This window comes from Variovorax sp. 20P10.2.4, assembly GCF_058244205.1.
The window spans coordinates 1-22,599 of sequence record NZ_JBZAYE010000012.1 but is presented as its reverse complement, the minus strand read 5'-3'; the positions used below and the strand labels follow the sequence as shown (position 1 = coordinate 22,599).

Sequence of the window (22,599 nt, the reverse complement as noted above, 5' to 3'; positions counted from 1 at the left end):
GAGCGCAGTCACACACTGCCGGCTTCCGTCCTGGCTGGCCAGGGCCCCGCACACACAGGAAGCATCCGACATGACACGAGCCATCGGCGCCGCAGCGCGCCCCAGCGACCTTTCTTCCGAGCCGGATGCGGCCACGCGGCTGCCTTGGGCCGCGCTGCTCGCGCTGACCCTGACCAGCTTCATGGCCACGGCGAACGAGGCGGTGCCCGCGGGCCTGCTGCCGCAGATCGCGCGGGGCCTGGGGGTGTCCGAGGCCTGGGCCGGACAGTTCGTCACGCTGTGCGCGCTCGGCGCCGGATTGGCCGCCATTCCGCTCACGGCGGCCACCCGTGCGTGGTCGCGCCGCAAGGTGCTGTTGCTCGCGCTGGCCGGGTTCTGTGCCTGCAATGCCGTGACCGCGCTCTCCACCCACCTGGCGCTCTCGCTGGCTGCGCGCCTCGTCGTCGGCCTCGCGACCGGCCTGGCCTGGAGCGAACTGGCGACCTGTGCCCGGCGCCTGGTGCCGAGCCGCCTGCAAGGTCGCGCGCTGGCGATCGTCATGGTCGGCATTCCACTGGCCCTGTCGTTCGGCGTGCCGCTGGCGGCGTGGCTCGGTCGTCAGATCGGCTGGCGCTGGATGTTCGGCGGCATGTCCGCGATCGGGCTGGTGCTGGTGGGCTGGGTGCGCGCGAGCGTTCCGGACCTGCCGGGCCGGGACAGCGGCGAGCGGGCGGACTATCGCCGGGTGCTGGCCACGCCCGGTGTCGGGCCGGTGCTGCTGATCGTCATGCTCTGGATCTTCGCGCACTACCTGCTCTACACGTACATCGCGCCATTCCTCGCGCAGCGCGGCCTGCTCGACCGACTCGATACCCTGCTGCTGAGCTTCGGGCTGGCCACGGCCATCGGCCTCTGGGGCGTGGGCTGGCTCGTCGACCGTCATCTGCGCGCCTTGCTCCTGGGGTCGCTCGGCACTTTCGCGGCGGTCGGCGTGGCGCTGGGAGAGGCCGGTTCATCCTTCGCGCTCGTGTTCATCGGCGTGTGCTTGTGGGGATTGAGCTTCAGCGGCGCGCCCACGCTGCTGCAGACCGCGCTGGCCGATGCGGCCGGAGACGCGTCCGACATCGCGCAGTCGATGCTGGTCACGGTCTTCAACCTGTCGTTCGCGGCCAGCGGACTGTTGGGAGGCGTGCTGCTCGGCACCGTGGGCAGTGCGGTGTTTCCCTGGCTCATGGCGGCGTTGGCATGCGCGGGAGCTTGGGTGGCGTGGCGCTTTCGGGCCAACGCGTTCCCTTCGGATCGGCGTCGCACCTCGACGCGCTGAGATCGGGCCCTGGCCCGGTGCTGACGGCGGTGCGGTCCGGAACGGGCACTCGGCTCTATGGCACGATGCGCGCAAAGAAACCCGAAGACGAGGAGACGGCCATGTCCTTGCTGCGACGCTTGCGCGGAGAGCCCCGATTCGCGATGCCCTGCCTTGGCAGAACCTTGACGCTGTATCGGCAGGGCTCGCAGTTCGGATTGCTCACCGGTCTGGGGACTGTTGCGCTGTTCAATCTTCCCTGGCATCTGGTGGCAGGAGGCGAGGAAGTGGTCCGGCCCTTGGTCGCCGTTGCCGGGGCCTATCTTGCTGCGACGCTCATCGCGTCGCGTGCGCCGGTCGATATGGATGCACGTGACGCCGCGTCTCGCTGGCTTTGACTACCGCTGCCGGCTGGAAGCCGGCTCTTGAATCATGAGCAACTTCGAGATCTACACCCCAACCGCTGAAGAGGTGCACTCGGGCGAGTTGGGTCGCCGCATGCGGCAGTTCAACTATCGGTTCGTCGGCGAGTACGGGCAGGTACAGCCGGTCTGGGTCAGCGCAAAGGACGACACGGGCGGGCTCGTGGGTGGGTTGCGCGGATTCGTGTTATTGCACTGGCTGAACGTGGAGCTGCTGTACGTGGACGATGCGGCTCGGCACAAAGGCCTGGGGCGAAGGCTGCTCGAAACGGCGGAACAGAAAGCCCGCGAGCTGGGTGCTCGGAATGCGACGTTGAACACCTTCGAGTGGCAGGCGCGTGAGTTCTATCTCAAGCAGGGTTACGAGGAGTTCGGGCGTATCGATGACTACGTTCAGGGCTTCTACGTGGCGTACATGAAGAAGGCGCTGTAGTCATAGTGCTTGCTGACCATGGCGGGAATTCATTGGATGAGCGAGCGTGAAGCACATAGGGCCGGTCGAAGTGCGGGCTTCATATCGATAACGCGGACTTCAATGTGAAGGAAGCGGCTGCTTCGATGGCCTTGACCGGCGGCAGAAAGCTTCCAGGATGATTTGACCGATGTACGCTTGAGACTGAGAGCCGCCCGTCCATGTGCGAGAGGCTAAATGACTGCTTATGATGGAAGCAGCACAAACGATATATTTTTCGAATGAACCAAGGTCGAACTCTCAAGCTCTTTCTTGTCGACGGCGTGCCGCAAGGCTTGCTGACAGCGGAGATCATGAACTGGACGGGGCACGTCATCTGCGGCTCACGAGGGAAACTGACGGAGCTGATCCAGCGCCCTGAATCCAAGCGGGCGGGCGTCTACCTGCTTGCTGGTCCGGACACCGGCACCGGCGTAGGCACGCAGATCTACCTGGGCGAAACCGACGATGTGGCTACGCGCCTCAAGCTGCATAACCGACCGGAAGAAAAGGGCGGCAAGGACTTCTGGGAACGTGTGTGCATCGTTACCAGCAAGGACGCCAACCTGACGAAGGGCCACGTCAAGTACCTCGAGAGTCGCCTAATCACCGCGGCACAAGCTGCGGGCAAAGCCATTCTCTTGAACAGTACCGACCCGCAATACGACAACTTGCCGGAGGCAGATCGCTCGGACATGGAATTCTTCCTAGAGCAGATCCAGACACTGCTGCCTGTGCTCGGGTTCGACTACCTACGCGCAGCGCCGATACCGGCCGTGGTCGAGACGGTCGCGCCCAGCCAACCCGATGCGTTGCTGGTCGCATTGCCAATCTTTGTCGGAGATGTGCCGACTTACGGCATCGTTGCGCGCGGAAAGCAGGTCGAGGGCGAGTTCGTCGTTCTTGCAGGATCGACTGCCAGGCGGCATTGGGAAGGCGCCCAAAGTCCGTACACGGCGCTCTTCAACGACCTAGTCGGTGCCGGCATTCTCGTGCCCACGGCTGATAACACACTCAATAGGTTCACTAAGGACTACTCATTCAAAAGCCCAAGCGCTGCTGCAGCGGTAGTCGCAGGGCGCCCCGCCAACGGTCGTACCCACTGGCGTGTAGAAGGCTCAAACATCACCTACGCAGCTTGGCAAGAGGGTTTGCTTGGCGCGCTGACCACATCACTCGGGCCTGCTGCGTAAAGCAAAAGCGACGCGGCTTCTCCCGCACTTCGCCCGACGCCATTTAATGTCTAAGGCGGGATGATCCCGCTTCAGACAAGCACTGCGCCGCGAAGGAGCGGATTCGTGAAGTTGTTACTCAACAACGAGCGTGAGGCACACCGGGAGAACGCAACGTGGCATGGCCTCGGGTGCGATCGTGTGCCGGTGACGGCGCAGGTCGACTAGGTCGTCGGCAATTTCCACTTTAGGCTGGTAGCGGCCGATCATGACTGGCTCTGCTAACGACCGTCGACTTCAAGCCCGGTCGTCAAGGCAGGCGAGCACCTACAGTGAATTTTCGTGTTACACCCGTTGGCCAGTAAGGCTCGTCGCACAACCGCCAAACTGCTCGGCTTACGCGTGCTGTGGGGCCTTGATGGGCTGCGCGCCTAGGTGAGACTGTCTGCACAGTTTCGGGAGGCAACACCGCGCCGGACGCGGCGCACCTTCGACCATCGCAGAGAGAAGGTGCCCTCCGAACGTAAGTAGACTAGCCCCCAAAAAGAAGACCGATGACGTACCTGCTTTCGCCAGAACACGCGTACTACAAAGTCTTCGTACCTGCCACTTTCCCTTAAAAAACATGACAAGCAACGAGCAACGCGCTGCACTGCAACGCAAGATATGGGATATCGCGAACAACGTTCGCGGAGCCGTCGATGGCTGGGACTTCAAGCAATACGTCCTGGGCACCCTGTTCTATCGCTTCATCAGCGAGAACTTCATCGACTACATCACTGGCGGTGACGCCAGCGTGGACTACGCCGCCATGTCGGACGATGACGAGAACATCGAGGCCGCCAAAGACGACGCCATCAAGACTAAGGGCTACTTCATCTACCCCAGCCAGTTGTTCGTCAACGTTGCGGCCAGTGCCAACACCAACGAAAGCCTGAACACCGACCTCGCCAATATCTTTAGGGCCATTGAGGCCTCAGCCAGCGGCTACCCTTCCGAGCCCGACATCAGGGGCCTGTTTACTGATTTCGATACCACCAGCAATCGCCTGGGCAACACGGTCAAGGACAAGAATTCTCGATTGGCCGCCGTGCTCAAGGGCGTGGCGGAACTGGACTTCGGTGGCTTCGATGCCAGCCACATCGACCTGTTCGGCGATGCCTATGAGTTCTTGATTTCCAACTACGCCGCCAACGCCGGCAAGTCAGGCGGCGAGTTCTTCACGCCACAGCAAGTGTCGAAGCTGATCGCGCAGTTGGCGATGCACGCCCAAACCAGCATCAACAAGATCTACGACCCAGCCTGCGGGTCGGGCTCGCTGCTGCTGCAAGCGAAAAAGCACTTCGATCAGCACCTGATTGAAGACGGCTTCTTTGGACAGGAAATCAATCACACCACGTACAACCTGGCGCGGATGAACATGTTCTTGCACAACGTGAACTACGATAAGTTCCACATCCAACTGGGCAACACGCTGGAAGAGCCATACTTTGCCGACGACCGGCCCTTTGACGCCATCGTCTCCAACCCACCGTATTCGGTAAAGTGGATAGGCAGCGACGACCCCACGCTGATCAATGACGAGCGCTTCGCCCCGGCCGGTGTGCTGGCTCCTAAGTCCAAGGCCGACTTTGCCTTTGTTCTGCATGCGCTCAACTACCTGTCTAGCAAGGGTCGAGCAGCCATCGTTTGCTTCCCCGGCATCTTTTACCGGAGTGGCGCAGAGCAGAAGATTCGCCAATACTTGGTTAATAACAACTATGTGGAGAGCGTAATTTCGCTCGCGCCCAATCTGTTCTTTGGCACCACCATCGCGGTGAACATTCTGGTACTGGCGAAGAACAAGAAAGACACCAGCATCCAGTTCATCGACGGCAGCGGCTTGTTCAAGAAGGGGACCAATAACAACGCGCTGCTGGATCTTCACATCGAGCAAATCATGGCCGTGTTTGACAGCAAGGTCGACGTCAAACATTTCGCTAGGTCCGTGCAGATGGAGCAGATCGCAGCCAACGAGTACAACCTGTCGGTCAGCAGCTATGTCGAAGAGAAAGACACTCGCCAGGTGGTAAAGATAAGCGAGCTCAATGCCGAGTTGAAAGCCACGGCAGCCAACATCGACCGCTTGCGCAAAGACATTGATGCCATCGTTGCTGCGATTGAGGGTGAGGAGCAAGAGGCATGAGCGGCGCCAACAAGTTTTTGGCGAAACTGCTGGATGGTGCAGAAGTGCAGTGGCGACCGTTGGGGCAGGTAGCCCAGATTTACGGCGGCCTTAGTGGTAAGTCCAAGTCCGATTTTGAGGGTGGCAATGCCAAGTTCATTTCATACAAAAATATATTTGCCAATATGCGCGTTGACTTTGATGCGCTTGAGTGCGTCAAGGTTGCTGCTAACGAGAAACAGAATGAAGTCAAGTACGGTGACGTCTTGTTCACGGCATCATCTGAAACTGCCGGTGAAGCGGGAATGTCTTCCGCTGTCACCGAGCAAGTGGCAAATCCTGTTTTTCTGAACAGCTTTTCGTTTGGCGTCAGATTTAACGAAGGGATTCCCATAACTCCCGAGTTTTCAAAACATCTTTTCCGCACGCAACTCTTGCGGACTGAAATAGCAAGAACAGCCGGCGGGGTTACTCGATTCAATATATCCAAGGAGCGCTTCAAGAAAATTCTAATCCCCATTATCAGTCCTGATAATCCAAGCAAATCAATTAAAATCCAGGCCGAAATCGCCCGAATCCTGAACGCCTTTTCCGAGCTTACTGCCGAGCTTACTGCCGAGCTTACTGCCGAGCTTACTGCCCGTAAAAAACAATACAACTACTATCGGGACGAGTTGTTAAGCTTTGAGAATAAGGATGTGGATTGGAAAGCGTTGGGAGAGATTGGCGAATTCACTCGCGGGAAGAGATTCACCAAGGCAGACTTTGTTGAAGATGGAATCCCTGTCATCCACTACGGCGAGATATACACCCGCTATAGAGTATTTGCAGATCAAGCCTATTCTCGGGTCAGGGATGAGTTGGTCAATTCGCTGCGATATGCAAAGCCTGGCGACGTCATAGTTGCGGGCGTGGGTGAAACTGTTGAGGATGTTGGCAAGGCGGTCGCCTGGATCGGGTCTGAGCCGATTGCTATTCACGACGACAGTTACTCTTTTCGGCACCCTATGAACCCAAAGTTCGTTTCCTATGTCATGCAGACTGCAGCATTCATTGATGAAAAAGCCAAGCATGTGTCTCGCGGCAAAGTGAATCGATTGCTGATCAATGGATTGGAGAAAGTCAAAATTCCCATCCCTTTCCCAGATGCGCCTGAGAAATCACTCACCGAACAAGCCCGTATTGTCGGTATTCTCGACAAATTCGATGCCCTGACAAACTCCATCACCGAAGACTTGCCCCGCGAAATCAAATTGCGCCAGAAGCAATACGTCTACTACCGTGACTTGCTGTTGAGTTTTCCCAAGGCGCAAGAGCTAGAGGCATAAGATGGGCAAGACGCTCAGGGATATAGCCGAACAGCTAAATACGCCAAAAACGGTTCAGAAAACCGTCCCGGCAACGACGAGAGTAGTAGAAGAGGTAAAGCCAATCCCAAAGATTCAGCTAATCTATGCCTTCAATGGCACGGGAAAGACGCGCCTATCCCGAGAGTTTAAGAATTTGCTCGCGCCCCACTCAGGTGACGATGGCGGCGATGATCAATCCGCGCCCTCTCACAACAAGATCCTCTATTACAACGCATTCACGGAAGACCTGTTTTATTGGATAAATGGGTCGACACTGATCGATGAGCCTGAGCTGATAATTCAACCGAATTCTTATACGGATTGGTTGCTTGCTTTATTGAAAGACCTGGGGCAGGACGGTAACATCATTAAGTATTTCCAGCGCTACACGAGCGACAAGCTAACCCCACATTTCAGCGAAGATTTTTCAAGGGTTAGCTTTTCACTTGAACGCGGCGACGATGAGCAGTCCGGGAAAATTAAGATTTCTAAGGGGGAGGAAAGCAATTTCATCTGGAGTGTTTTCTATGCGCTTCTAGATCAAGTGGTTGCGATACTCAACGTCGCCGAGCCGGAGAGTCGTGAGACCCGACAGTTTGACGAGCTTAAGTGCATTTTTATTGATGACCCGGTCAGCTCGCTAGACGATAACCACCTAATTGAAGTTGCGGTCAATTTGGCTGGACTCATAAAGTCCAGCAGTTCCGACCTAAAGTTCATCATCACCACACACAGCCCGCTGTTCTATAACGTGCTGTTCAATGAGTTCAACAACAAGACCTGCTACATGTTGGAACGTTTCGATGACGGCAGCTACGCACTGACGGAAAAGCCCGGAGATTCAAACAACGCCTTTTCATATCACCTGCACCTGCTACAGACCATCGAACAGGCAATTGTGAACGGCAAGGTCGAGCGGTTTCACTTCACCCTTTTGCGCAATCTTTACGAGAAGACCGCCAGCTTCCTGGGCTACCCGAAGTGGTCTGAACTTTTACCGGATGACAAGCCACTGTATTACAGCCGAATCATCAACTTCACCAGCCACAGCACGCTGTCCAATGAATCCGTCGCTCGGCCCACGTCAGCCGAGAGTGCAACGGTCAAGCTGCTGCTGGACCATCTGAAGAACAACCATGCCTTTTGGCAGCCACAGGGCGCCTGACCAATGAGCAACTACAAAGCCATCGCTGAGTCTAAAAACTTCATCGTTCTGGACCAGTACACGCGGGAGTGGAAGGTCGCCGAGAGCTACCAGAGCGAAAGCGATCTGGAGCGTGAGTTGATCCAGGATCTAGTGAACCAGGGCTACGAGTTGAATTCGGTCATCAAGACGCCTGCCGATTTGCTAGCCAACTTGCGCTTTCAGCTGCAGGCGCTTAACAACGTGCAGTTCGCAAACGGAGAGTGGCAGCGCTTTGTAGAGGCCTGGTTGGACAAGCCCAGTGATGGCATCGTCGAGAAGACCCGCAAGATCCACGACGACTACATCCACGACTTCGTCTTTGACGACGGGCGCATCCAGAACATCTATCTGCTGGACAAGAAGAACGTCACCCGCAACAAGGTGCAGGTCATCAAGCAGTTCGAGCAGGCCGGCACGCATGCCAACCGGTACGACGTGACCATCCTGGTTAATGGTTTGCCGCTGGTGCAGGTGGAGCTGAAGAAGCGCGGCGTGGCGATCCGCGAAGCCTTCAACCAGGTACACCGCTACAGCAAGGAGAGCTTCAACGGCGAGCAGTCCCTATTCAAGTACGTGCAGCTGTTCGTGATTTCGAACGGCACCGACACCCGCTACTTCGCCAACACCACGCAGCGCAACAAGAACAGTTTTGACTTCACCATGAACTGGGCGAAGTCGGACAACGCGCTGATCAAGGACCTGAAGGACTTCACGGCGACGTTTTTCCAGAAGCACACGCTGCTCAATGTGCTGCTGCATTACTCGGTGTTTGACGTCAGCAACACGCTGCTGGTGATGCGGCCCTATCAGATTGCGGCCACGGAGCGCATTCTGTGGAAGATCAAGAGCAGCCATCTGGCCAAGAACTGGAGCAACACCGAAAGCGGCGGCTTCATATGGCACACCACCGGCAGCGGCAAGACGCTGACCAGCTTCAAGGCGGCACGTTTAGCCACGGAGTTGGACTTCATCGACAAGGTGTTCTTCGTGGTGGACCGCAAGGACCTGGACTACCAGACCATGAAGGAGTACCAGCGTTTTTCGCCGGACAGCGTGAACGGCTCGGACAGCACGGCGGGCTTGAAGCGCAACCTGGAGAAGGACGACAACAAGATCGTTGTCACCACCATCCAGAAGCTCAACAACCTGATGAAGAGCGAGGCAGACCTGCCCATTTACGGCAAGCAGGTGGTATTCATCTTCGATGAGTGCCACCGCAGCCAGTTTGGCGAAGCCCAGAAGAACCTGAAGAAGAAGTTCAAAAAGTTCTGCCAGTTCGGCTTCACCGGCACACCTATCTTCCCGGAGAACGCTCTGGGCGCCGAGACCACGGTTAGCGTCTTTGGCCGTGAGCTGCACGCGTATGTGATCACCGATGCAATTCGTGACGAGAAGGTGTTGAAATTCAAGGTGGACTACAACGATGTGCGCCCGCAGTTCAAGGCCATCGAGACCGAGAAGGACGAGAAGAAGCTGAGTGCGGCCGAGAACAAGCGGGCCCTGCTGCATCCGGACCGCATCCGCGAGATCACCCAATACATCCTGAACAACTTCCGGCAGAAGACCCACCGCCTGCACGCGGGCAGCAAGGGCTTCAACGCTATGTTCGCCGTCAGCAGCGTGGATGCCGCCAAGCTGTACTACGAGAGCTTCAAGGAGTTGCAGAAAGGCAGCGACAAGCCACTGAAGGTGGCCACCATCTTCTCGTTCGCCGCCAATGAAGAGCAGGACGCAATTGGCAACATCCAAGACGAGAGCTTCGATGTGTCGGCCTTGAGCCTTAGTGCCAAGGAGGCATTAAGCGCGGCCCTCGCCGACTACAACGCGCTGTTCAAGACCAACTTCAGCGTGGACAGCAACGGCTTCCAGAACTACTACCGAGACTTGGCAAAGCAGGTGAAGGCCAAGGAGATCGACCTGCTCATCGTGGTGGGCATGTTCCTTACGGGCTTCGACGCCCCGACGCTCAACACGCTGTTTGTCGACAAGAACCTGCGCTTCCACGGGCTGATGCAGGCCTACTCACGCACGAACCGCATCTTCGACGCCACCAAGAACTTCGGCAATATCGTTACCTTCCGCGACCTGGAGCAGGCGACCATCGACGCCATTACCCTGTTCGGCGACAAGAACACCAAGAACGTGGTGCTGGAGAAGAGCTACAAGGAGTACATGGAAGGCTTCACCGATGCGACCACAGGTGAGGCGCGGCGCGGCTTCAAGGAGGTGGCGCAAGAACTGGAGACCCGCTTCCCCGACCCTGCAGCCATTGAGAAAGAGTCCGACAAGAAGGCCTTCGCTAAGCTGTTCGGTGAATACTTGCGCGTCGAGAACATTCTGCAGAACTATGACGAGTTTTCCAACCTGAAGGAACTTCAGACCATCGACCTGACGGATGCCGCGGCGGTGGATGCTTTCAAGACCAAGCACTACCTGAGCGATGACGATCTGACGGTGCTGCAAGCCATCACGCTCCCCTCGGAGCGGAAGATCCAAGACTACCGCTCCACCTACAACGACGTGCGCGACTGGCTGCGCCGCGAGAAGGCCGGAGCCGAGACCGAAAAGTCGACCATCGACTGGGATGACGTGGTCTTTGAGGTGGACCTGCTGAAGTCGCAGGAAATCAACCTGGACTACATCCTGGAACTGATCTTCGAGCACAACAAGAAGATCAAGAGCAAGACCGAGTTGGTGGACGAGGTGCGGCGCGTGATTCGTGCAAGCCTGGGCAACCGCGCCAAGGAAAGCTTGCTGGTCGACTTCATCAACCAGACCGACCTGGACAAGCTCGGCGACAAGGCCGGCGTGATCGATGCGTTCTTCAAGTTTGCCCAAGCTGAGCAGCAGCGTGAAGCGCAAGACTTGATCACGACTGAAGGCCTCGACGCCGAGGCTGCGAAGCGCTACATCACCGCTTCACTAAAGCGAGAGTTCGCCAGCGAGAACGGCACTGAACTCAACGCTGTACTGCCCAAGATGAGCCCCCTGAACCCACAGTTCAAGACCAAGAAGCAGACCGTCTTTCAGAAGATCGCCGCCTTTGTTGAGAAGTTCAAGGGTGTCGGTGGGGAAATTTGACCCACCTTTTTGCTGATACGCGAACGACGGCTTACAGTCTGTCAGCGTAAGTACGCCCGACTCTCGTGAACGGCCGCTCCCGCTGCATGGTCGCCATCATCAAACCAACGTCAAACGCCCGCAACGGGTCGACTGCGTAATTCAAAGATTAACGCAACAGACATTCGGTCAGCTTTGACCAAGCGCCAAGCAAATTAAGGCAGATAGAGGCTCCATCCACAGTCACCTGAAATCGCGCAGCAACGGAGGCTCTAGTTGCTATCGAGCCGCAGTGGCCCGAGTCGCTGAACTCCTGTCCGTCTTGGGTTAGTAGGCACCCATGTAGTCGCGCTTACCGACCTCAACACCGTTGTGGCGCAAGATGGCATAGGTGGTGGTCACGTGGAAGAAAAACTGCGGCAGTCCGTAGTGCAGAAGATATGCGCCTGCGGTCAGCTTCTTTTCCTTGGGGGTGCCGGGGCGCAATACGATCTCGCGGCTCTCGCTTGAATCAAATTGCTCAGACTCGAAAGAGCCGATATGGGCCAAAGCTTTGGCGATCAACGCTTGCAGGTCGGCGAAGCTGACCTCGGTGTCGGGCCAGGACGGCACCTCGGCACCAGCCAGGCGGGAGGCAATGCCCTTGGAGAAGTCCGCGGCGATCTGTACCTGACGTACCAGCGGAAACATGTCAGGGAACAGCCGCGCCTGCAGCAGCGCATTTGGATCGATATTTTTTTGCGTCGCGTGGTCTTCGGCCTTCTTGAGCACGTCGGACATGGCGCGCAGCATCTGCTGCACGACGGGAATGGAGGCGTTGTAGAGCGGGCTGGTCATAGTGAGTTCAGTTCTGAAATTGGGCGCGATGGCCGGAGTTGGCGTGGCAGAGGCCCTGCCGACCATGTAAGGCTAACAGCACAGGGTGAACTGAATCGGCCCGGCTTTTGGGGTCGGCTTTTCTTCCGGCGCTCACGCCGATCGGGACCGGCCCGCCACGGCCTCTTCGAGGCCCGTACGCGGTGCGTTGCAGAAGCTGCATTTATTGGCGCTTACCGCAACTTCGTGCCAAACGGCACCGCACCCCGCCCACTTCGAAGCGCTTCTGTGGGCCTCCCACGGCAAGGACATCGACTGGTGCAGCGGTGACGGGCCACGCCAACTGGACAACCTGCTCTGGCTCGCGGCGGACCTCGCTCGCAAGGCCGGGGAGCTGTTTCAATTGAGCGAGATGCCGCGACGTGGAGCGCTTGAGACTGGCGGGTAAGTGCTGGTCTGCGGGCCGCGGTTTCGCGGCCCGCTTGAGGGACAGGTCCTTGGTTGAACGTTTCCGGTTGCAGGGCGGGATCGACTGGCGTCTTGCGCGCTCGCGACATTGCTCTGGATGGAGAAAGACCTCCCGTCCTCGCTATTCGCAAGGGCGGCCAACTGATCGCACCAGTCAGAGCCCAATAGCCCCCACGATGTGATCCGCCAACAACCCTGCAGCCCGCGGCAGACCCTTCGCCCGATGCAGCCGTATGTCCGCCCCAGGCAGCCGCGGCATGCCATCGCGTTCCGACAGCGCCCGCAGCCTCGGCGGAAAGGTGCCCGACTTCACCACCGTCACCGCCAGTCCCTGCGCCGCAATGGACTCCACGGCCGCGAGGCTGTGGCTCACGAAGGCCAGGCGCCATGGCCGCCCCGACGCATCGAGCGCCTCGGTCGCCCATTGGCGGAACAGGCAGCCTTGCGGATAGAGCGCGACCGGCAGAGGGTCCTGCGATTCCACCGATTGAGAAACGGACGTGGCCCAGACCGCCTGTTCGCGCCGCAGCAACTCGCCGCCGCCCTGGCCTTCGGGATGCATCGCGATCACGAGGTCGAAGTCCTCGCCCAGGCGCTCGGGCATGCGCGCCGTCAGGCCGGTCTCCATCTCGATGTGGATGCGCGGGTACGCGGCCACGAAGCTGGCGAGCACCGGCGGCACGACGAAGCTGCCGTAGTCGTCCATGACGCCGAGCCGCACGCGGCCCTCGACCTTGTGCTGCTGCAGATGGCCCACCGCCTCGTCGTTGAGCAGCAGGATGCGGCGCGCATAGCCGAGCAGCCCCTCGCCCGCGAGGCTCAGCTCGACGTTGACCTTGGTGCGGTGGAAGAGCGCGGTGCCCAGCCGCTCCTCGAGCCGCTTGATCTGCATGCTCACGGTCGACTGCGTGCGGTTCAGCGCGGTTGCCGCGCGCGTGAAGGAGCGATGGTCGGCCACGGCCACGAAGGCCTTCAGCAGCTCGGGCTCGAGCGTCGGGATGCTCATTCGATTTGTTGATCAGAGTGACCAAATAAATTCCATTGATTGATGATAGAGGGCTGCCTACGCTGCTGTCACTTCATCGATCAGGGAGCACGAGCGTGGGAGAACTCTTGGGCATCGCGGCCGCGATGCTGTCCAGCGCACTGGGCGGTGCGGCGGTGGGCGCAACGCGCTATGTCGCGGGTGTCGTCGATCCGGTGGCGCTCGGCGCCTTTCGCTTCGGCATCGGCTTCTGCCTGTTGCTGCCGATGGCGTTGCTGCGTTCCGGCGAGTCGTGGCCCGCACCGCGCGACTGGCCCGCGGCCGCCGGGCTGGGGCTGTTGTTCTTCGGGCTGTTCCCGTTGCTCTTCAATGCCTCGCTGCACCACACGACCGCCGCGCGCGGCGCGCTGGCGCTGTCGGCGCTGCCGCTGCTCACCATGGCCGTGGCGGGCCTGCTGCGCGTCGAGCCCTTCACGCGGCGCAAGACGATCGGCGTGCTGGTCGCGATGGCGGGCGTGGGGCTGGCGCTGCTGTCGGGGCTGCGCACCGCGCCGCCCGATGCCTGGCGCGGCGACCTGCTGATGCTCGCGGCCGCCCTGTGCATGGCGTTCTACAGCGTGGGCTCGCGCCCGCTGATTCGCCGCTCGGGGCCGTTGACCTTCACCGCCGTGGCGATGGCGGTCGGCGCGCTGTGCCTCACCGGCATCGCTTGGCAGGGCGGCAGCTTCGCGCCCGTGGCTTCCTTCGGCACGGCCCAGTGGCTGGCCATCGCCTACCTCGGCGTGTTCGGCGGTGCGATCGTCTTCTTCCTCTGGGCTTTTGCGCTGGGCCGCACCACGCCCACGCGCGTGGCGATCTCGGTGACGGTCAATCCGGTGGCGGCGGGCCTGGTGGGCGCCTGGCTGCTGGGGGAGCCGCTGCGGTGGAACCTCGTCGCGGGGCTGCTGGCCGTGTTGGTGGGGATTGTGATTGCGGCGACCGGGGCGTCGCGCGGGTAGGCGGGGCGCTCGGGGTGCGAAGGTCGGGGAATCCTCTTGCAGGAGATTGATGAGCAGGAAGCAGGGAAGCGTTCGCAGCGGGCAAAGCGCGGGTGCTGCAAACGTCATTCATTTGAAGTACATTCGGGTTTTGCGTACTAAGAGGACACTGCCATGGTCGCCAATGCAGTCGTACAGACCCGAATCGATGCAGACGTGAAGGATCGCGCGTCGGCTGTGCTCGAGAACATGGGGCTCACCGTCTCGGATGTGATGAGGATCGTGTTGACGCGGGTCGCCAAGGAGGGCGCATTGCCTGCGGGGTTGACTGTCGACGCCGCGGCGCACGATGCCTGGTTCCGGGCAAAGGTGCAGGAGGCGCTGGTGGATCCACGTCCAGCCGTAGCGCACGACGAGGTCGAAGCGCATTTCTCCAAGCGGCGTGCGGCCGCGCTCCTCAAGACAGGAAAAGGCAGGAAGTGAGGCTCGAGTGGTCGCCGCTGGCGATGGATGACCGCGAGCGCATCTTCGATTTCATCGAACAGGACGATCCACGCGCGGCGATCGCGGTGGATGAGCGTATTGCCGCGCAAGTGCTCTTGCTGATGCAGTTTCCAGAGGGCGGCCGTCCAGGTCGCATCGAAGGCACGCGAGAACTTGTAATCCGGCGCACGCCCTACATCGTGGCCTATCGGGTCGAAAGGGACGGCGTTCGTATTCTGCGAGTTCTTCACAGCGCGCAGATGTGGCCCGGCGGCATGACGGACCTTCTCTGAAAGGAGCGAGGGACACTGCCCCTGTACCTCCACCGGGGGACTGCCATCCCCCCCGCCCGGTCCTACATTCCCCTCATGACCGAGTCCTTCACCGTCCAGACCGAGTGGGTGCACCTCCAGTACGACGAGCACGCCGCCTTCACCGAGACCTACGGCTTCTCCGGCAACCAGGGCGCGGTGAACCTCGAGGCGATCCGCTTCAGGCCCGAGGGCCAGGCGTCCGACACGCTGATGGTCTTCATGCATCCCGCGTCGACGCTGCAACTGCTGCCGGTGCCGCGTGCGATGGCGGCCACCGGCGCGCATGTGCTGTGCGCGGGCAGCCGCTACCAGCGCAACGACACGGCGCTGATCATGGAAAAAGTGTTCCTCGACCTGAGCGCCTACATCCGCCATGCGAAGCAGGTCTGGGGCTATCGCCACGTGGTGCTGGTGGGCTGGTCGGGCGGCGGGGCGCTGGCGGTGAGCTACCAGGCCGAGGCCGAGGACCCGCGCATCACGCACACGCCGGCCGGCGATGCGGTCGATCTCAAGGGCAAGGGGCTGATCCCGGCCGACGCGGTGATCTACCAGGCCGCGCACCTCTCGCGCGCGCACCTGCTGGCCGAGACCATCGATCCCTCGGTGAAGGACGAGCTGAACCCCGACGACCGCGAGGTCGAGCTCGACATCTACGACCCGCGCAACCCGAACCAGCCGCCGTATTCGCCGGCCTACATCCAGCGCTACCGCGTGGCGCAGCTCGACCGCATGCGCCGCATCACGGCCTGGGCGCGGGCGAAGCTGGCCGAGCTCCAGGCGCGCAACACCGGCGAGATGGAGCGGCCCTTCCTCGTGCACCGCACGCTGGCCGATCCGCGCTTCCTCGATCCCACGCTCGACCCCAACGACCGCCGGCCGCGCTGGTGCTACATGGGCAATCCCGAGACGGTGAACTCCGGGCCGGTCGGGCTCGCGCGCTTCACCACCTTGCGCAGCTGGCTGTCGCAATGGTCGCTCGACGATTCCTGCGGCAACGGGCTCGAAGGCGCGCGCCGCATCCGCGTGCCGCTGCTGGTGATCGAGAACAGCGCCGACGACGCGGTGCCGACCACGCATCCCAAGATGTTGTTCGAGGCCGCGGCCTCGCCCGACAAGCTCTTTCGCGTGGTGAAGGGCGCGACCCACTACTACGCCGGCCAGCCCGAGCTGCTGCAGGAAGCCACGGCGCTGATCCGCGGCTGGCTGCAGGAGCGCGACCTGCTCGAGCGCTGAGTCCGTGAAGACCGGTGCTGTCGCCGCAGTCGCTGCGATGGGGCCGGCGCTGGTCGTCGGCGTGGTCACGCTCTCTACCGCGGTCCAGCCGCTGGGCACCGACCTCTACCTCGCGGCGCTGCCCGCGATCCGCAACGAGTACGCGGCGCGCGTGGGCGTGGTGCAGCTCACCTTGGCGGTGCTGGTGTTCAGCTTCGGATTGAGCCAGCTGCTGTGGGGCCCGGCCTCCGACCGCTTCGGCCGCCGGCCGGTGCTGGTGGCGGGCTTCCTGCTGTACGCGGCGGGCGCCGCGGTGGGCGCGATGGCGCCGAACATCGAGGTGCTGATCGCCGCGCGCGCGGCGCAGGGGCTGGGCATCGCGGCCTGCATGGTCTGCGGCCGCGCGATCGTGCGCGACCTGTTCGAGCAGCAGCACGGCACGCACGTGATGACCGTGGCGATGTCGGTGCTGGCCTGCCTGACGATGCTGATTCCCGTGAGCGGCGCGCTGCTGGCGCAGACCCTGGGCTGGCGCGCCACGCTGTGGTCGATGGCTTTGTGCGGCCTGGCCGGCGCGCTGCTGGTGCTCGCGCGCGTGCCCGAGACCGCGCGCTCGCTCAAGCCCGATGCGCTGCGCCTCGGCCCGCTGCTCGCGGGCTATGCGCGCATCGCGCGCGATCCGGCCTTCCAGTCGTGGACCCTGCTCAACGCCTTCGGCTACGCGGCCAACTTCGGCTTCTTCTCGAGCTCGGCCTATCTCTTCATCGAGACCTTCGGCGTCTCGCGCGTGGGCTTCGGCCTGGTGATCGGCGGTGCCTCGGTCACCTACCTCGCGGGCACCATGCTGTGCCGGCGCTGGATCGCGGCGCACGGCATCGTGACCTCGGTGCGGCGCGCGGGTTTCCTGTCGCTGCTGGCGGCGCTGCTGCTGGTGGTGCCGCAGCTCGCCGGCGCGCACACGGCCGCCACGCTCACGGCGGGCCTGTGGCTGATGCTGCTGGCCTACGGCATCCACCAGCCCTGCGGTCACGTCGGCATGGCCACGCCGTTCCCGTTGCAGGCCGGCGCGGCGTCGGCGCTCGGCGGCTTCATCTTCGCGGGCGCGGCCTTCCTCTGCGGCGGCTGGATGGGCCTGATGTACCGCAGCGGCAGCGCCGCCGTGCTGTCGCTCACCACCGGCGTGCTCGCGGCCGCAGCCGGCACGATCGCGCTGACCTTGGTACAACGTCATGGCCGGCCCGTGCCCGCGCGGCCCGCCGTGCCCTGAATCCCGCTTTCCATTCCTTCCAGGAGACATCATGCGCAACGACAACGCCTACATCGTCGGCTGGGGCCACACGCCCTTCGGCAAGCTCGACAACGCCGAGCTCGAGCAGCTCATCCGCGACGCCGTGCAACCCGCGCTCGACAGCGCGGGCGTGGCGGCCGAGGACATCGACGGCATCTTCGTGGGCCACTTCAACGCCGGCTTCGTCGGCCAGGACTTCACGGCCTCGCTGCCCGCGGTGGCCATGCCCGAGTTCCGCCACACGCCGGCCGTGCGCTGCGAGAACGCCTGCGCCACCGGCTCGGCCGCGATCTGGGCCGCGCTCGACGCCATGGCCGCGGGCCGGATGAAGCGCACGCTGGTGATCGGCATGGAGCGCATGAACGGCCTGCGCACGCCCGAGGTGGCGGCCACGCTGATCAAGTGCTCGTACGTGAAGGAGGAGGGCGCCGACCCGGCCGGCTTCGCGGGCATCTTCGGCGGCATCGCGAGCAACTACTTCGAGCGCTTCGGCGACCAGTCGGACGCGCTCGCGGCCATCGCGGCCAAGAACCACGCCAACGGCATGCACAACCCCTATGCCCACATGCGGCGCGACTTCGGCTTCGACTTCTGCCGCACGCCCTCGGACAAGAACCCCTTCGTGTCGGGCCCGCTCAAGCGTTCCGACTGCTCGCTGGTGTCCGACGGCGCGGCCGCGCTGGTGCTGTCGACCGAGCCGCTCGCGGGCGCCAAGGTGCCCGCGGTGCGCTGGCGCTCGCGCACGCACGTCAACGACTTCCTGCCGATGTCGCGGCGCGATCCGACGAAGTTCGAGGGCGCGGCCATGGCGTGGAACAAGGGCCTGGCCTCGGCCGGCGCCTCGCTCGACGACCTGGGCTTCGTCGAGACGCACGACTGCTTCACCATCGCCGAGCTGCTCGAGTACGAGGCCATGGGGCTCGCGCCGCACGGCGAGGGCGCGCGCGTGATCCTCGACGGCGTAACGCGCAAGGACGGCCGGCTGCCGGTCAACCCTTCGGGCGGGCTCAAGTCCAAGGGTCATCCGATCGGCGCCACCGGCGTGTCGCAGCACGTGATGGCCGCGATGCAGCTCTCGGGTACGGCCGGCGGCATGCAGGTCGAGCGCACGCGCATGGGCGCGGTGTTCAACATGGGCGGTTCGGCGGTGGCCAGTTATCTCAGCATCCTGGAGCCGGCTTCGTGAGTGCGGCGCAGGCGATGAACCTGGGCAGGCTGCTCACGCAGACGGCCGCGCTCTTTGCCGAGCGGCCGGGCCTCATCCAGGAGGGCGGGCGCAGCTGGACCTGGGGCGAGATCGAGGCGCGCGTGGCCGCGATGACCGCGGCGCTGCGCGCGCTCGGCCTGAAGAAGGGCGACCGCATCCTCGTGCAGTCGCGCAACAACCTGCAGATGTTCGAGAGCTGCTGGGTCGCGTTCCGCCTCGGCTGCGTCTGGGTGCCGACCAATTACCGGCTCACGCCTCCCGAGGTGGCCTACCTCGGCGCATCGAGCGGCGCGGTCGCGATGATCGTGGAGGACATCTTCCCCGGCCACACCGACGCGGTGCGCGCGGCCTCGCCGGCGCTCGCGCACGTGGTCGCGATCGGCCGCGCGCGCGAAGGCGAGCACGCGTACGAGGACCTGCTGCGCGCGCACGAGGCGCACGACGCAGCGCAGTCCGAGCACGAGAGCGTCGACCGCGACGACCCGCTGTGGTTCTTCTACACCTCGGGCACCACCGGCCGGCCCAAGGCCGGCGTGCTCACGCACGGGCAGATGGCCTTCGTGGTCGCCAACCACCTGGCCGACCTGATTCCGGGCACGACCGAGAACGACCGCTCGATCGCGGTCGCGCCGCTGTCGCACGGCGCGGGCATCCATGCGCTGCTCAACGTGGCGCGCGGCGCGGCCACCGTGCTGCCGGCCAGCGAGAAGCTCGACCCCGAGGCCTTCTGGGCCTCGGTGCAGGCGCACCGCGTCAGCAACCTCTTCACCGTGCCGACCATCGTCAAGATGCTGGTCGAGCATCCGGCGGTCGACCGCTACGACCACAGTTCGCTGCGCCATGTGATCTACGCGGGGGCGCCGATGTACCGCGCCGACCAGAAGCTCGCGCTGAAGAAGCTCGGCAAGGTGCTGGTGCAGTACTTCGGGCTCGGCGAGGTCACGGGCAACATCACGGTGCTGCCGGCCGCCATGCATTCGGCCGACGACGAGGACCCGAACGCCAACATCGGCTCGTGCGGCCGCGCGCGCACCGGCATGGAGGTGGCGATCCTCGATGCCGACTTGCGGCGCCTGCCCGTGGGCGAGGTCGGCGAGATCTGCGTGCGCGGCCCCGCCGTGTTCGCGGGCTACCACGGCAACGAGGAGGCCACGCGCAAGGCGCTGCGCGGCGGCTGGTTCCATACCGGCGACCTCGGCCGGCTCGATGCGCGCGGCCTGCTCTACATCACCGGCCGCGAGTCCGACATGTACATCTCGGGCGGCTCCAACGTCTACCCGCGCGAGGTCGAGGAGGTGCTGCTCACGCATCCCGCGGTGGCCGAGGTGGCGGTGCTCGGCGTGCCCGATCCCAAGTGGGGCGAGGTGGGCGTGGCCGTGGTGGTGCGGCGCGAGGGCGCGCAGGTTGACTGCGATGCGCTGATCGCGCACCTCGACGGGCGCTGCGCGCGCTACCGCTGGCCGCACCACGTGTTCTTCTGGGAGGCCTTGCCGAAGTCGGGCTACGGGAAGATCGCGAAGAAGGACATCCGGCAACTGCTGGTCGAGCGCGGGGAGATCGCACTTCCGTAGCGCGTGGCCTCGATCATTGGCGCGAGCGATCGGCGCAGGCCGTGACGGCGTAGTGGTCGTCGTCCGTCAGGATGGCCTTCACCTCGGGCAGCGCCGACAGGTGCTGCAGCAGCCCGGCATCGTTGACCGTCGACAGCAGGATCGCGGCCTCGCCGAAGGTGGCGGCCGTGACCGGCGTGTAGCGCGCGGCGTTCATCGAGAAGGCATCGGCCCCCACGAACGCATAGGCCAGCTTCATGAAGGCCGCATGCAGCCGGTACAGCGGCGCGCCGTACTTGCGGTCGTTGGGGCTGATGGCATAGCTGGTGTGCACGCCCTGGTCGGCCAGCCAGGACAGGTACAGCGGCTGGCTCGATTCCACGAACGCGCGCTCGGTGAGGCCGTAGCGCTCGAGCAGCGCGCTGAGCCGGTGCGTCGCCTGGTGGGCGGTCCAGGGCGAGAGCTTGCGCAGATCCTTCGCATCGAGCCAGAAGAGGCCGTTGCGCGGGGCGCTCGACAGCACCGCTTCCAGCCGCAGCGGCCGGCCGTCGAACAGGGTGTAGGGCCGGTCGTGCGAGACCACGAAGTCGTCGAGCTCGGGGTCGAAGAGCACGTCGATCTCCACGCCGGCCGCGCCGCGCCTGAAGGCCTCCGCCACGGCCCGCAGGCTGTTCTCGCCACCGGTGGCCGCATGGCCGCGATGGGCCCAGACCTTCTGGCAGGAGGCAAAGACGAAGGCCGATGCCCGTGCCGCCGCCTGCCGGTAGAGCAGGTCGCTCAGCGACAGCAGGAGGCCGAGCAGGAAGAGCGGCACCAGCAGCCATCGCCACCGGCGCCATCGAACGGTTGCACCAGCCATGGAACCTCGCGGGCGGAAAGTGGAGGGAGTGCGATGCGGGCCAGCGGATTGGCCGGTGCAGTGTAGGTGGCTTGCAGCCGGGCCGAGGCGCGAGGCGCCTTGCCCCGCTATATTGAAAGCCTTTGGCAACTACAGAGAAATCAACATGGCAAAAGCCTATTGGGTCAGTGCATACCGTGCCGTCAAGGACGCCGACAAACTCGCGGCCTACGCGAAGCTGGCCGGTCCGGCCATCGCCGCGGGCGGCGGGCGTTTCCTGGCACGCGGGCTGCCCGCCAAGACTTACGAATACGGCCTGGCCGAACGCACCGTGCTGATCGAGTTCGACAGCGTGGCGCAGGCGACGGCCACCCACGACAGCGCCGACTACCAGGCCGCGCTGGTCGCGCTGGGCGACGGCGCCGAGCGCGATCTGCGGATCATCGAAGGCACCTGAGCGAAGCGGGAGCGGGCCGGACCGGGGCCCGCTTCAGTCCAGCGTGATCCCCGTGCGCCTGGACAGCGCCGCGTACTTGTCGACCTGCTGACGCAGGAAGGCGGCGAAGGCCGCCGGCGGCGCGACCGAGACCTCGACCCCGCCGGCCGCCAGCCGGTCGTGCACCTGCGGGGTCTGCAGGGTCCGTGCGAGTGCGCTGCTCAGCGCCTCGACCTGCACCGCCGGCGTGTGCGCCGGTGCCACGAAACCATAGAAGCCGATCAGCTCGAAGCCGGGCAGTGACTCCGCGATCGCCGGCAGCTGCGGATAGGACGCGGCCCGCCGCGCGCTGGTGATGCCCAGCGCGCGCAGGCGCTGCGACTGCAGGTGCGGCAGCGCGCTCTCCAGGGTGACGAAGGCCAGCGGCAGATCGCCGTTGAGCAGCGCGCGGTAGATCTGCGCGCTGCCGTTGTAGGGCACGTGCTCGAGCGTCACGTCGGCCTCGATGGCGAGCAGCTCGCCGGCCAGGTGCGACACCGAGCCGATGCCCAGCGACGCGTACTGCAGCGGCGGATCGGTGCGCCTTGCCAGCGCGATCAACTGGGCCACGTCGCGCGCGGCGAAGCCCGGCTGCGTGACCAGCACGACGATCGAATGGCCGCCGAGGCACAGGGGCTCGAAATCGTCGAGCGCGTCGTAGGGCATCTGCTGGCGCATCGCCTCGTTGGCGGCATGCGGCGAGAACACCATGCCGATGGTGTTGCCGTCGGGCGCGGCCATGGCCACGGCCTGCGTGCCGACGATCATGCCGCCGCCCGCGCGGTTGTCGACCACCACCGGGCGATCGAGCACGCTCGACAGCTCCCGGGCGATCAGCCGTGCCATGAAGTCGGCGGCGCCGCCCGGGGCCTGCGGCACGATCATGCGCAGGGGCCGGCC

General features: G+C 63.2%; 20 protein-coding genes. 16 read left to right on the top strand and 4 right to left on the bottom strand.

The window, feature by feature from the left end; genetic code table 11:
• The first annotated feature begins 70 nt into the window (after positions 1–70).
• The 8 genes from AC27VN_RS02400 to AC27VN_RS02365 all read left to right on the top strand — a co-directional run bounded on the left by AC27VN_RS02400 (position 71) and on the right by AC27VN_RS02365 (position 11,107).
• Positions 71–1,303, top strand: coding sequence for an MFS transporter (locus tag AC27VN_RS02400; protein WP_490875510.1), 1,233 nt, complete (start codon positions 71–73; stop codon positions 1,301–1,303).
• 101 nt (positions 1,304–1,404) lie between these two features.
• Complete coding sequence (locus AC27VN_RS02395) at positions 1,405–1,680, top strand: hypothetical protein (protein ID WP_490875509.1); 276 nt, start codon at positions 1,405–1,407, stop codon at positions 1,678–1,680.
• 34 nt (positions 1,681–1,714) lie between these two features.
• Entirely contained in the window at positions 1,715–2,137 is a 423-nt protein-coding gene (locus AC27VN_RS02390; protein ID WP_490875508.1) for a GNAT family N-acetyltransferase, read from the top strand.
• Positions 2,138–2,397: 260 nt separating this feature from the next.
• On the top strand, positions 2,398–3,348 hold the full coding sequence (locus AC27VN_RS02385) for a GIY-YIG nuclease family protein (RefSeq protein ID WP_490875507.1): 951 nt from the start codon (positions 2,398–2,400) through the stop codon (positions 3,346–3,348).
• A 604-nt stretch (positions 3,349–3,952) separates the two neighbouring features.
• Positions 3,953–5,512 (top strand): type I restriction-modification system subunit M, encoded by a 1,560-nt coding sequence (locus AC27VN_RS02380; RefSeq protein WP_490875506.1) that lies wholly within the window; start codon positions 3,953–3,955, stop codon positions 5,510–5,512.
• Complete coding sequence (locus AC27VN_RS02375; RefSeq protein WP_490875505.1) at positions 5,509–6,819, top strand: restriction endonuclease subunit S; 1,311 nt, start codon at positions 5,509–5,511, stop codon at positions 6,817–6,819. Before AC27VN_RS02380 ends, AC27VN_RS02375 begins: the two co-directional genes overlap by 4 nt.
• A 1-nt stretch (position 6,820) precedes the next feature.
• Positions 6,821–8,005: an AAA family ATPase gene (locus tag AC27VN_RS02370; protein ID WP_490875504.1), complete on the top strand. Its 1,185-nt coding sequence runs from the start codon at positions 6,821–6,823 to the stop codon at positions 8,003–8,005.
• 3 nt (positions 8,006–8,008) lie between these two features.
• The gene (locus AC27VN_RS02365) at positions 8,009–11,107 is read left to right on the top strand and encodes a type I restriction endonuclease subunit R (protein WP_490875503.1); all 3,099 of its coding nucleotides are present in this window, start codon (positions 8,009–8,011) and stop codon (positions 11,105–11,107) included.
• 306 nt (positions 11,108–11,413) lie between these two features.
• Here the strand turns inward: AC27VN_RS02365 and AC27VN_RS02360 are convergent, their stop codons facing one another.
• Together AC27VN_RS02360 and AC27VN_RS02355 are read right to left on the bottom strand one after the other, a co-directional pair.
• The gene (locus AC27VN_RS02360; protein ID WP_490875502.1) at positions 11,414–11,923 is read right to left on the bottom strand and encodes a DUF1993 domain-containing protein; all 510 of its coding nucleotides are present in this window, start codon (positions 11,921–11,923) and stop codon (positions 11,414–11,416) included.
• A 601-nt stretch (positions 11,924–12,524) separates the two neighbouring features.
• On the bottom strand, positions 12,525–13,376 hold the full coding sequence (locus AC27VN_RS02355) for a LysR family transcriptional regulator (RefSeq protein ID WP_490875501.1): 852 nt from the start codon (positions 13,374–13,376) through the stop codon (positions 12,525–12,527).
• 95 nt (positions 13,377–13,471) lie between these two features.
• On the opposite strand from AC27VN_RS02355, the gene AC27VN_RS02350 reads away from it, so the two are divergent.
• The 7 genes from AC27VN_RS02350 to AC27VN_RS02320 all read left to right on the top strand — a co-directional run bounded on the left by AC27VN_RS02350 (position 13,472) and on the right by AC27VN_RS02320 (position 20,407).
• On the top strand, positions 13,472–14,353 hold the full coding sequence (locus AC27VN_RS02350) for a DMT family transporter (RefSeq protein WP_490875500.1): 882 nt from the start codon (positions 13,472–13,474) through the stop codon (positions 14,351–14,353).
• A 153-nt stretch (positions 14,354–14,506) separates the two neighbouring features.
• Positions 14,507–14,815, top strand: a complete 309-nt coding sequence (relB, locus tag AC27VN_RS02345) for a type II toxin-antitoxin system RelB family antitoxin (RefSeq protein WP_490875499.1) — start codon at positions 14,507–14,509, stop codon at positions 14,813–14,815.
• Positions 14,812–15,108, top strand: a complete 297-nt coding sequence (locus AC27VN_RS02340) for a type II toxin-antitoxin system RelE/ParE family toxin (protein ID WP_490875498.1) — start codon at positions 14,812–14,814, stop codon at positions 15,106–15,108. The genes relB and AC27VN_RS02340 overlap by 4 nt, the downstream gene beginning before the upstream one ends.
• A gap of 75 nt (positions 15,109–15,183) precedes the next feature.
• On the top strand, positions 15,184–16,362 hold the full coding sequence (locus AC27VN_RS02335; RefSeq protein ID WP_490875497.1) for an alpha/beta hydrolase: 1,179 nt from the start codon (positions 15,184–15,186) through the stop codon (positions 16,360–16,362).
• 4 nt (positions 16,363–16,366) lie between these two features.
• Positions 16,367–17,608: an MFS transporter gene (locus AC27VN_RS02330; protein ID WP_490875496.1), complete on the top strand. Its 1,242-nt coding sequence runs from the start codon at positions 16,367–16,369 to the stop codon at positions 17,606–17,608.
• A gap of 31 nt (positions 17,609–17,639) precedes the next feature.
• Entirely contained in the window at positions 17,640–18,815 is a 1,176-nt protein-coding gene (locus tag AC27VN_RS02325; protein ID WP_490875495.1) for an acetyl-CoA acetyltransferase, read from the top strand.
• A complete protein-coding gene (locus AC27VN_RS02320; protein ID WP_490875494.1) occupies positions 18,812–20,407 on the top strand; it encodes an acyl-CoA synthetase in 1,596 nt (531 codons plus the stop codon). The genes AC27VN_RS02325 and AC27VN_RS02320 overlap by 4 nt, the downstream gene beginning before the upstream one ends.
• 13 nt (positions 20,408–20,420) lie before the next feature.
• Here the strand turns inward: AC27VN_RS02320 and AC27VN_RS02315 are convergent, their stop codons facing one another.
• A complete protein-coding gene (locus tag AC27VN_RS02315) occupies positions 20,421–21,245 on the bottom strand; it encodes a glycerophosphodiester phosphodiesterase (protein WP_490875493.1) in 825 nt (274 codons plus the stop codon).
• A 145-nt stretch (positions 21,246–21,390) separates the two neighbouring features.
• On the opposite strand from AC27VN_RS02315, the gene AC27VN_RS02310 reads away from it, so the two are divergent.
• A complete protein-coding gene (locus AC27VN_RS02310) occupies positions 21,391–21,681 on the top strand; it encodes a DUF1330 domain-containing protein (RefSeq protein ID WP_431514346.1) in 291 nt (96 codons plus the stop codon).
• 33 nt (positions 21,682–21,714) lie between these two features.
• On the opposite strand, the gene AC27VN_RS02305 is transcribed toward AC27VN_RS02310, so the two are convergent.
• Positions 21,715–22,599: tripartite tricarboxylate transporter substrate-binding protein (locus AC27VN_RS02305; protein WP_490875492.1), on the bottom strand; the 885-nt coding region annotated here is incomplete at its 5' end.

Excerpts from the sequence above, each read along its gene's own strand:
- AC27VN_RS02325 (WP_490875495.1), top strand. The coding sequence starts at position 17,640 with ATGCGCAACGACAACGCCTACATCGTCGGCTGGGGCCACACGCCCTTC.
- AC27VN_RS02365 (WP_490875503.1), top strand. The coding sequence starts at position 8,009 with ATGAGCAACTACAAAGCCATCGCTGAGTCTAAAAACTTCATCGTTCTG.
- AC27VN_RS02400 (WP_490875510.1), top strand. The coding sequence starts at position 71 with ATGACACGAGCCATCGGCGCCGCAGCGCGCCCCAGCGACCTTTCTTCC.
- AC27VN_RS02380 (WP_490875506.1), top strand. The coding sequence starts at position 3,953 with ATGACAAGCAACGAGCAACGCGCTGCACTGCAACGCAAGATATGGGAT.
- AC27VN_RS02390 (WP_490875508.1), top strand. The coding sequence starts at position 1,715 with ATGAGCAACTTCGAGATCTACACCCCAACCGCTGAAGAGGTGCACTCG.
- AC27VN_RS02335 (WP_490875497.1), top strand. The coding sequence starts at position 15,184 with ATGACCGAGTCCTTCACCGTCCAGACCGAGTGGGTGCACCTCCAGTAC.
- relB (WP_490875499.1), top strand. The coding sequence starts at position 14,507 with ATGGTCGCCAATGCAGTCGTACAGACCCGAATCGATGCAGACGTGAAG.
- AC27VN_RS02315 (WP_490875493.1), bottom strand. The coding sequence starts at position 21,245 with ATGGCTGGTGCAACCGTTCGATGGCGCCGGTGGCGATGGCTGCTGGTG.
- AC27VN_RS02310 (WP_431514346.1), top strand. The coding sequence starts at position 21,391 with ATGGCAAAAGCCTATTGGGTCAGTGCATACCGTGCCGTCAAGGACGCC.
- AC27VN_RS02370 (WP_490875504.1), top strand. The coding sequence starts at position 6,821 with ATGGGCAAGACGCTCAGGGATATAGCCGAACAGCTAAATACGCCAAAA.
- AC27VN_RS02355 (WP_490875501.1), bottom strand. The coding sequence starts at position 13,376 with ATGAGCATCCCGACGCTCGAGCCCGAGCTGCTGAAGGCCTTCGTGGCC.
- AC27VN_RS02395 (WP_490875509.1), top strand. The coding sequence starts at position 1,405 with ATGTCCTTGCTGCGACGCTTGCGCGGAGAGCCCCGATTCGCGATGCCC.
- AC27VN_RS02385 (WP_490875507.1), top strand. The coding sequence starts at position 2,398 with ATGAACCAAGGTCGAACTCTCAAGCTCTTTCTTGTCGACGGCGTGCCG.
- AC27VN_RS02375 (WP_490875505.1), top strand. The coding sequence starts at position 5,509 with ATGAGCGGCGCCAACAAGTTTTTGGCGAAACTGCTGGATGGTGCAGAA.
- AC27VN_RS02360 (WP_490875502.1), bottom strand. The coding sequence starts at position 11,923 with ATGACCAGCCCGCTCTACAACGCCTCCATTCCCGTCGTGCAGCAGATG.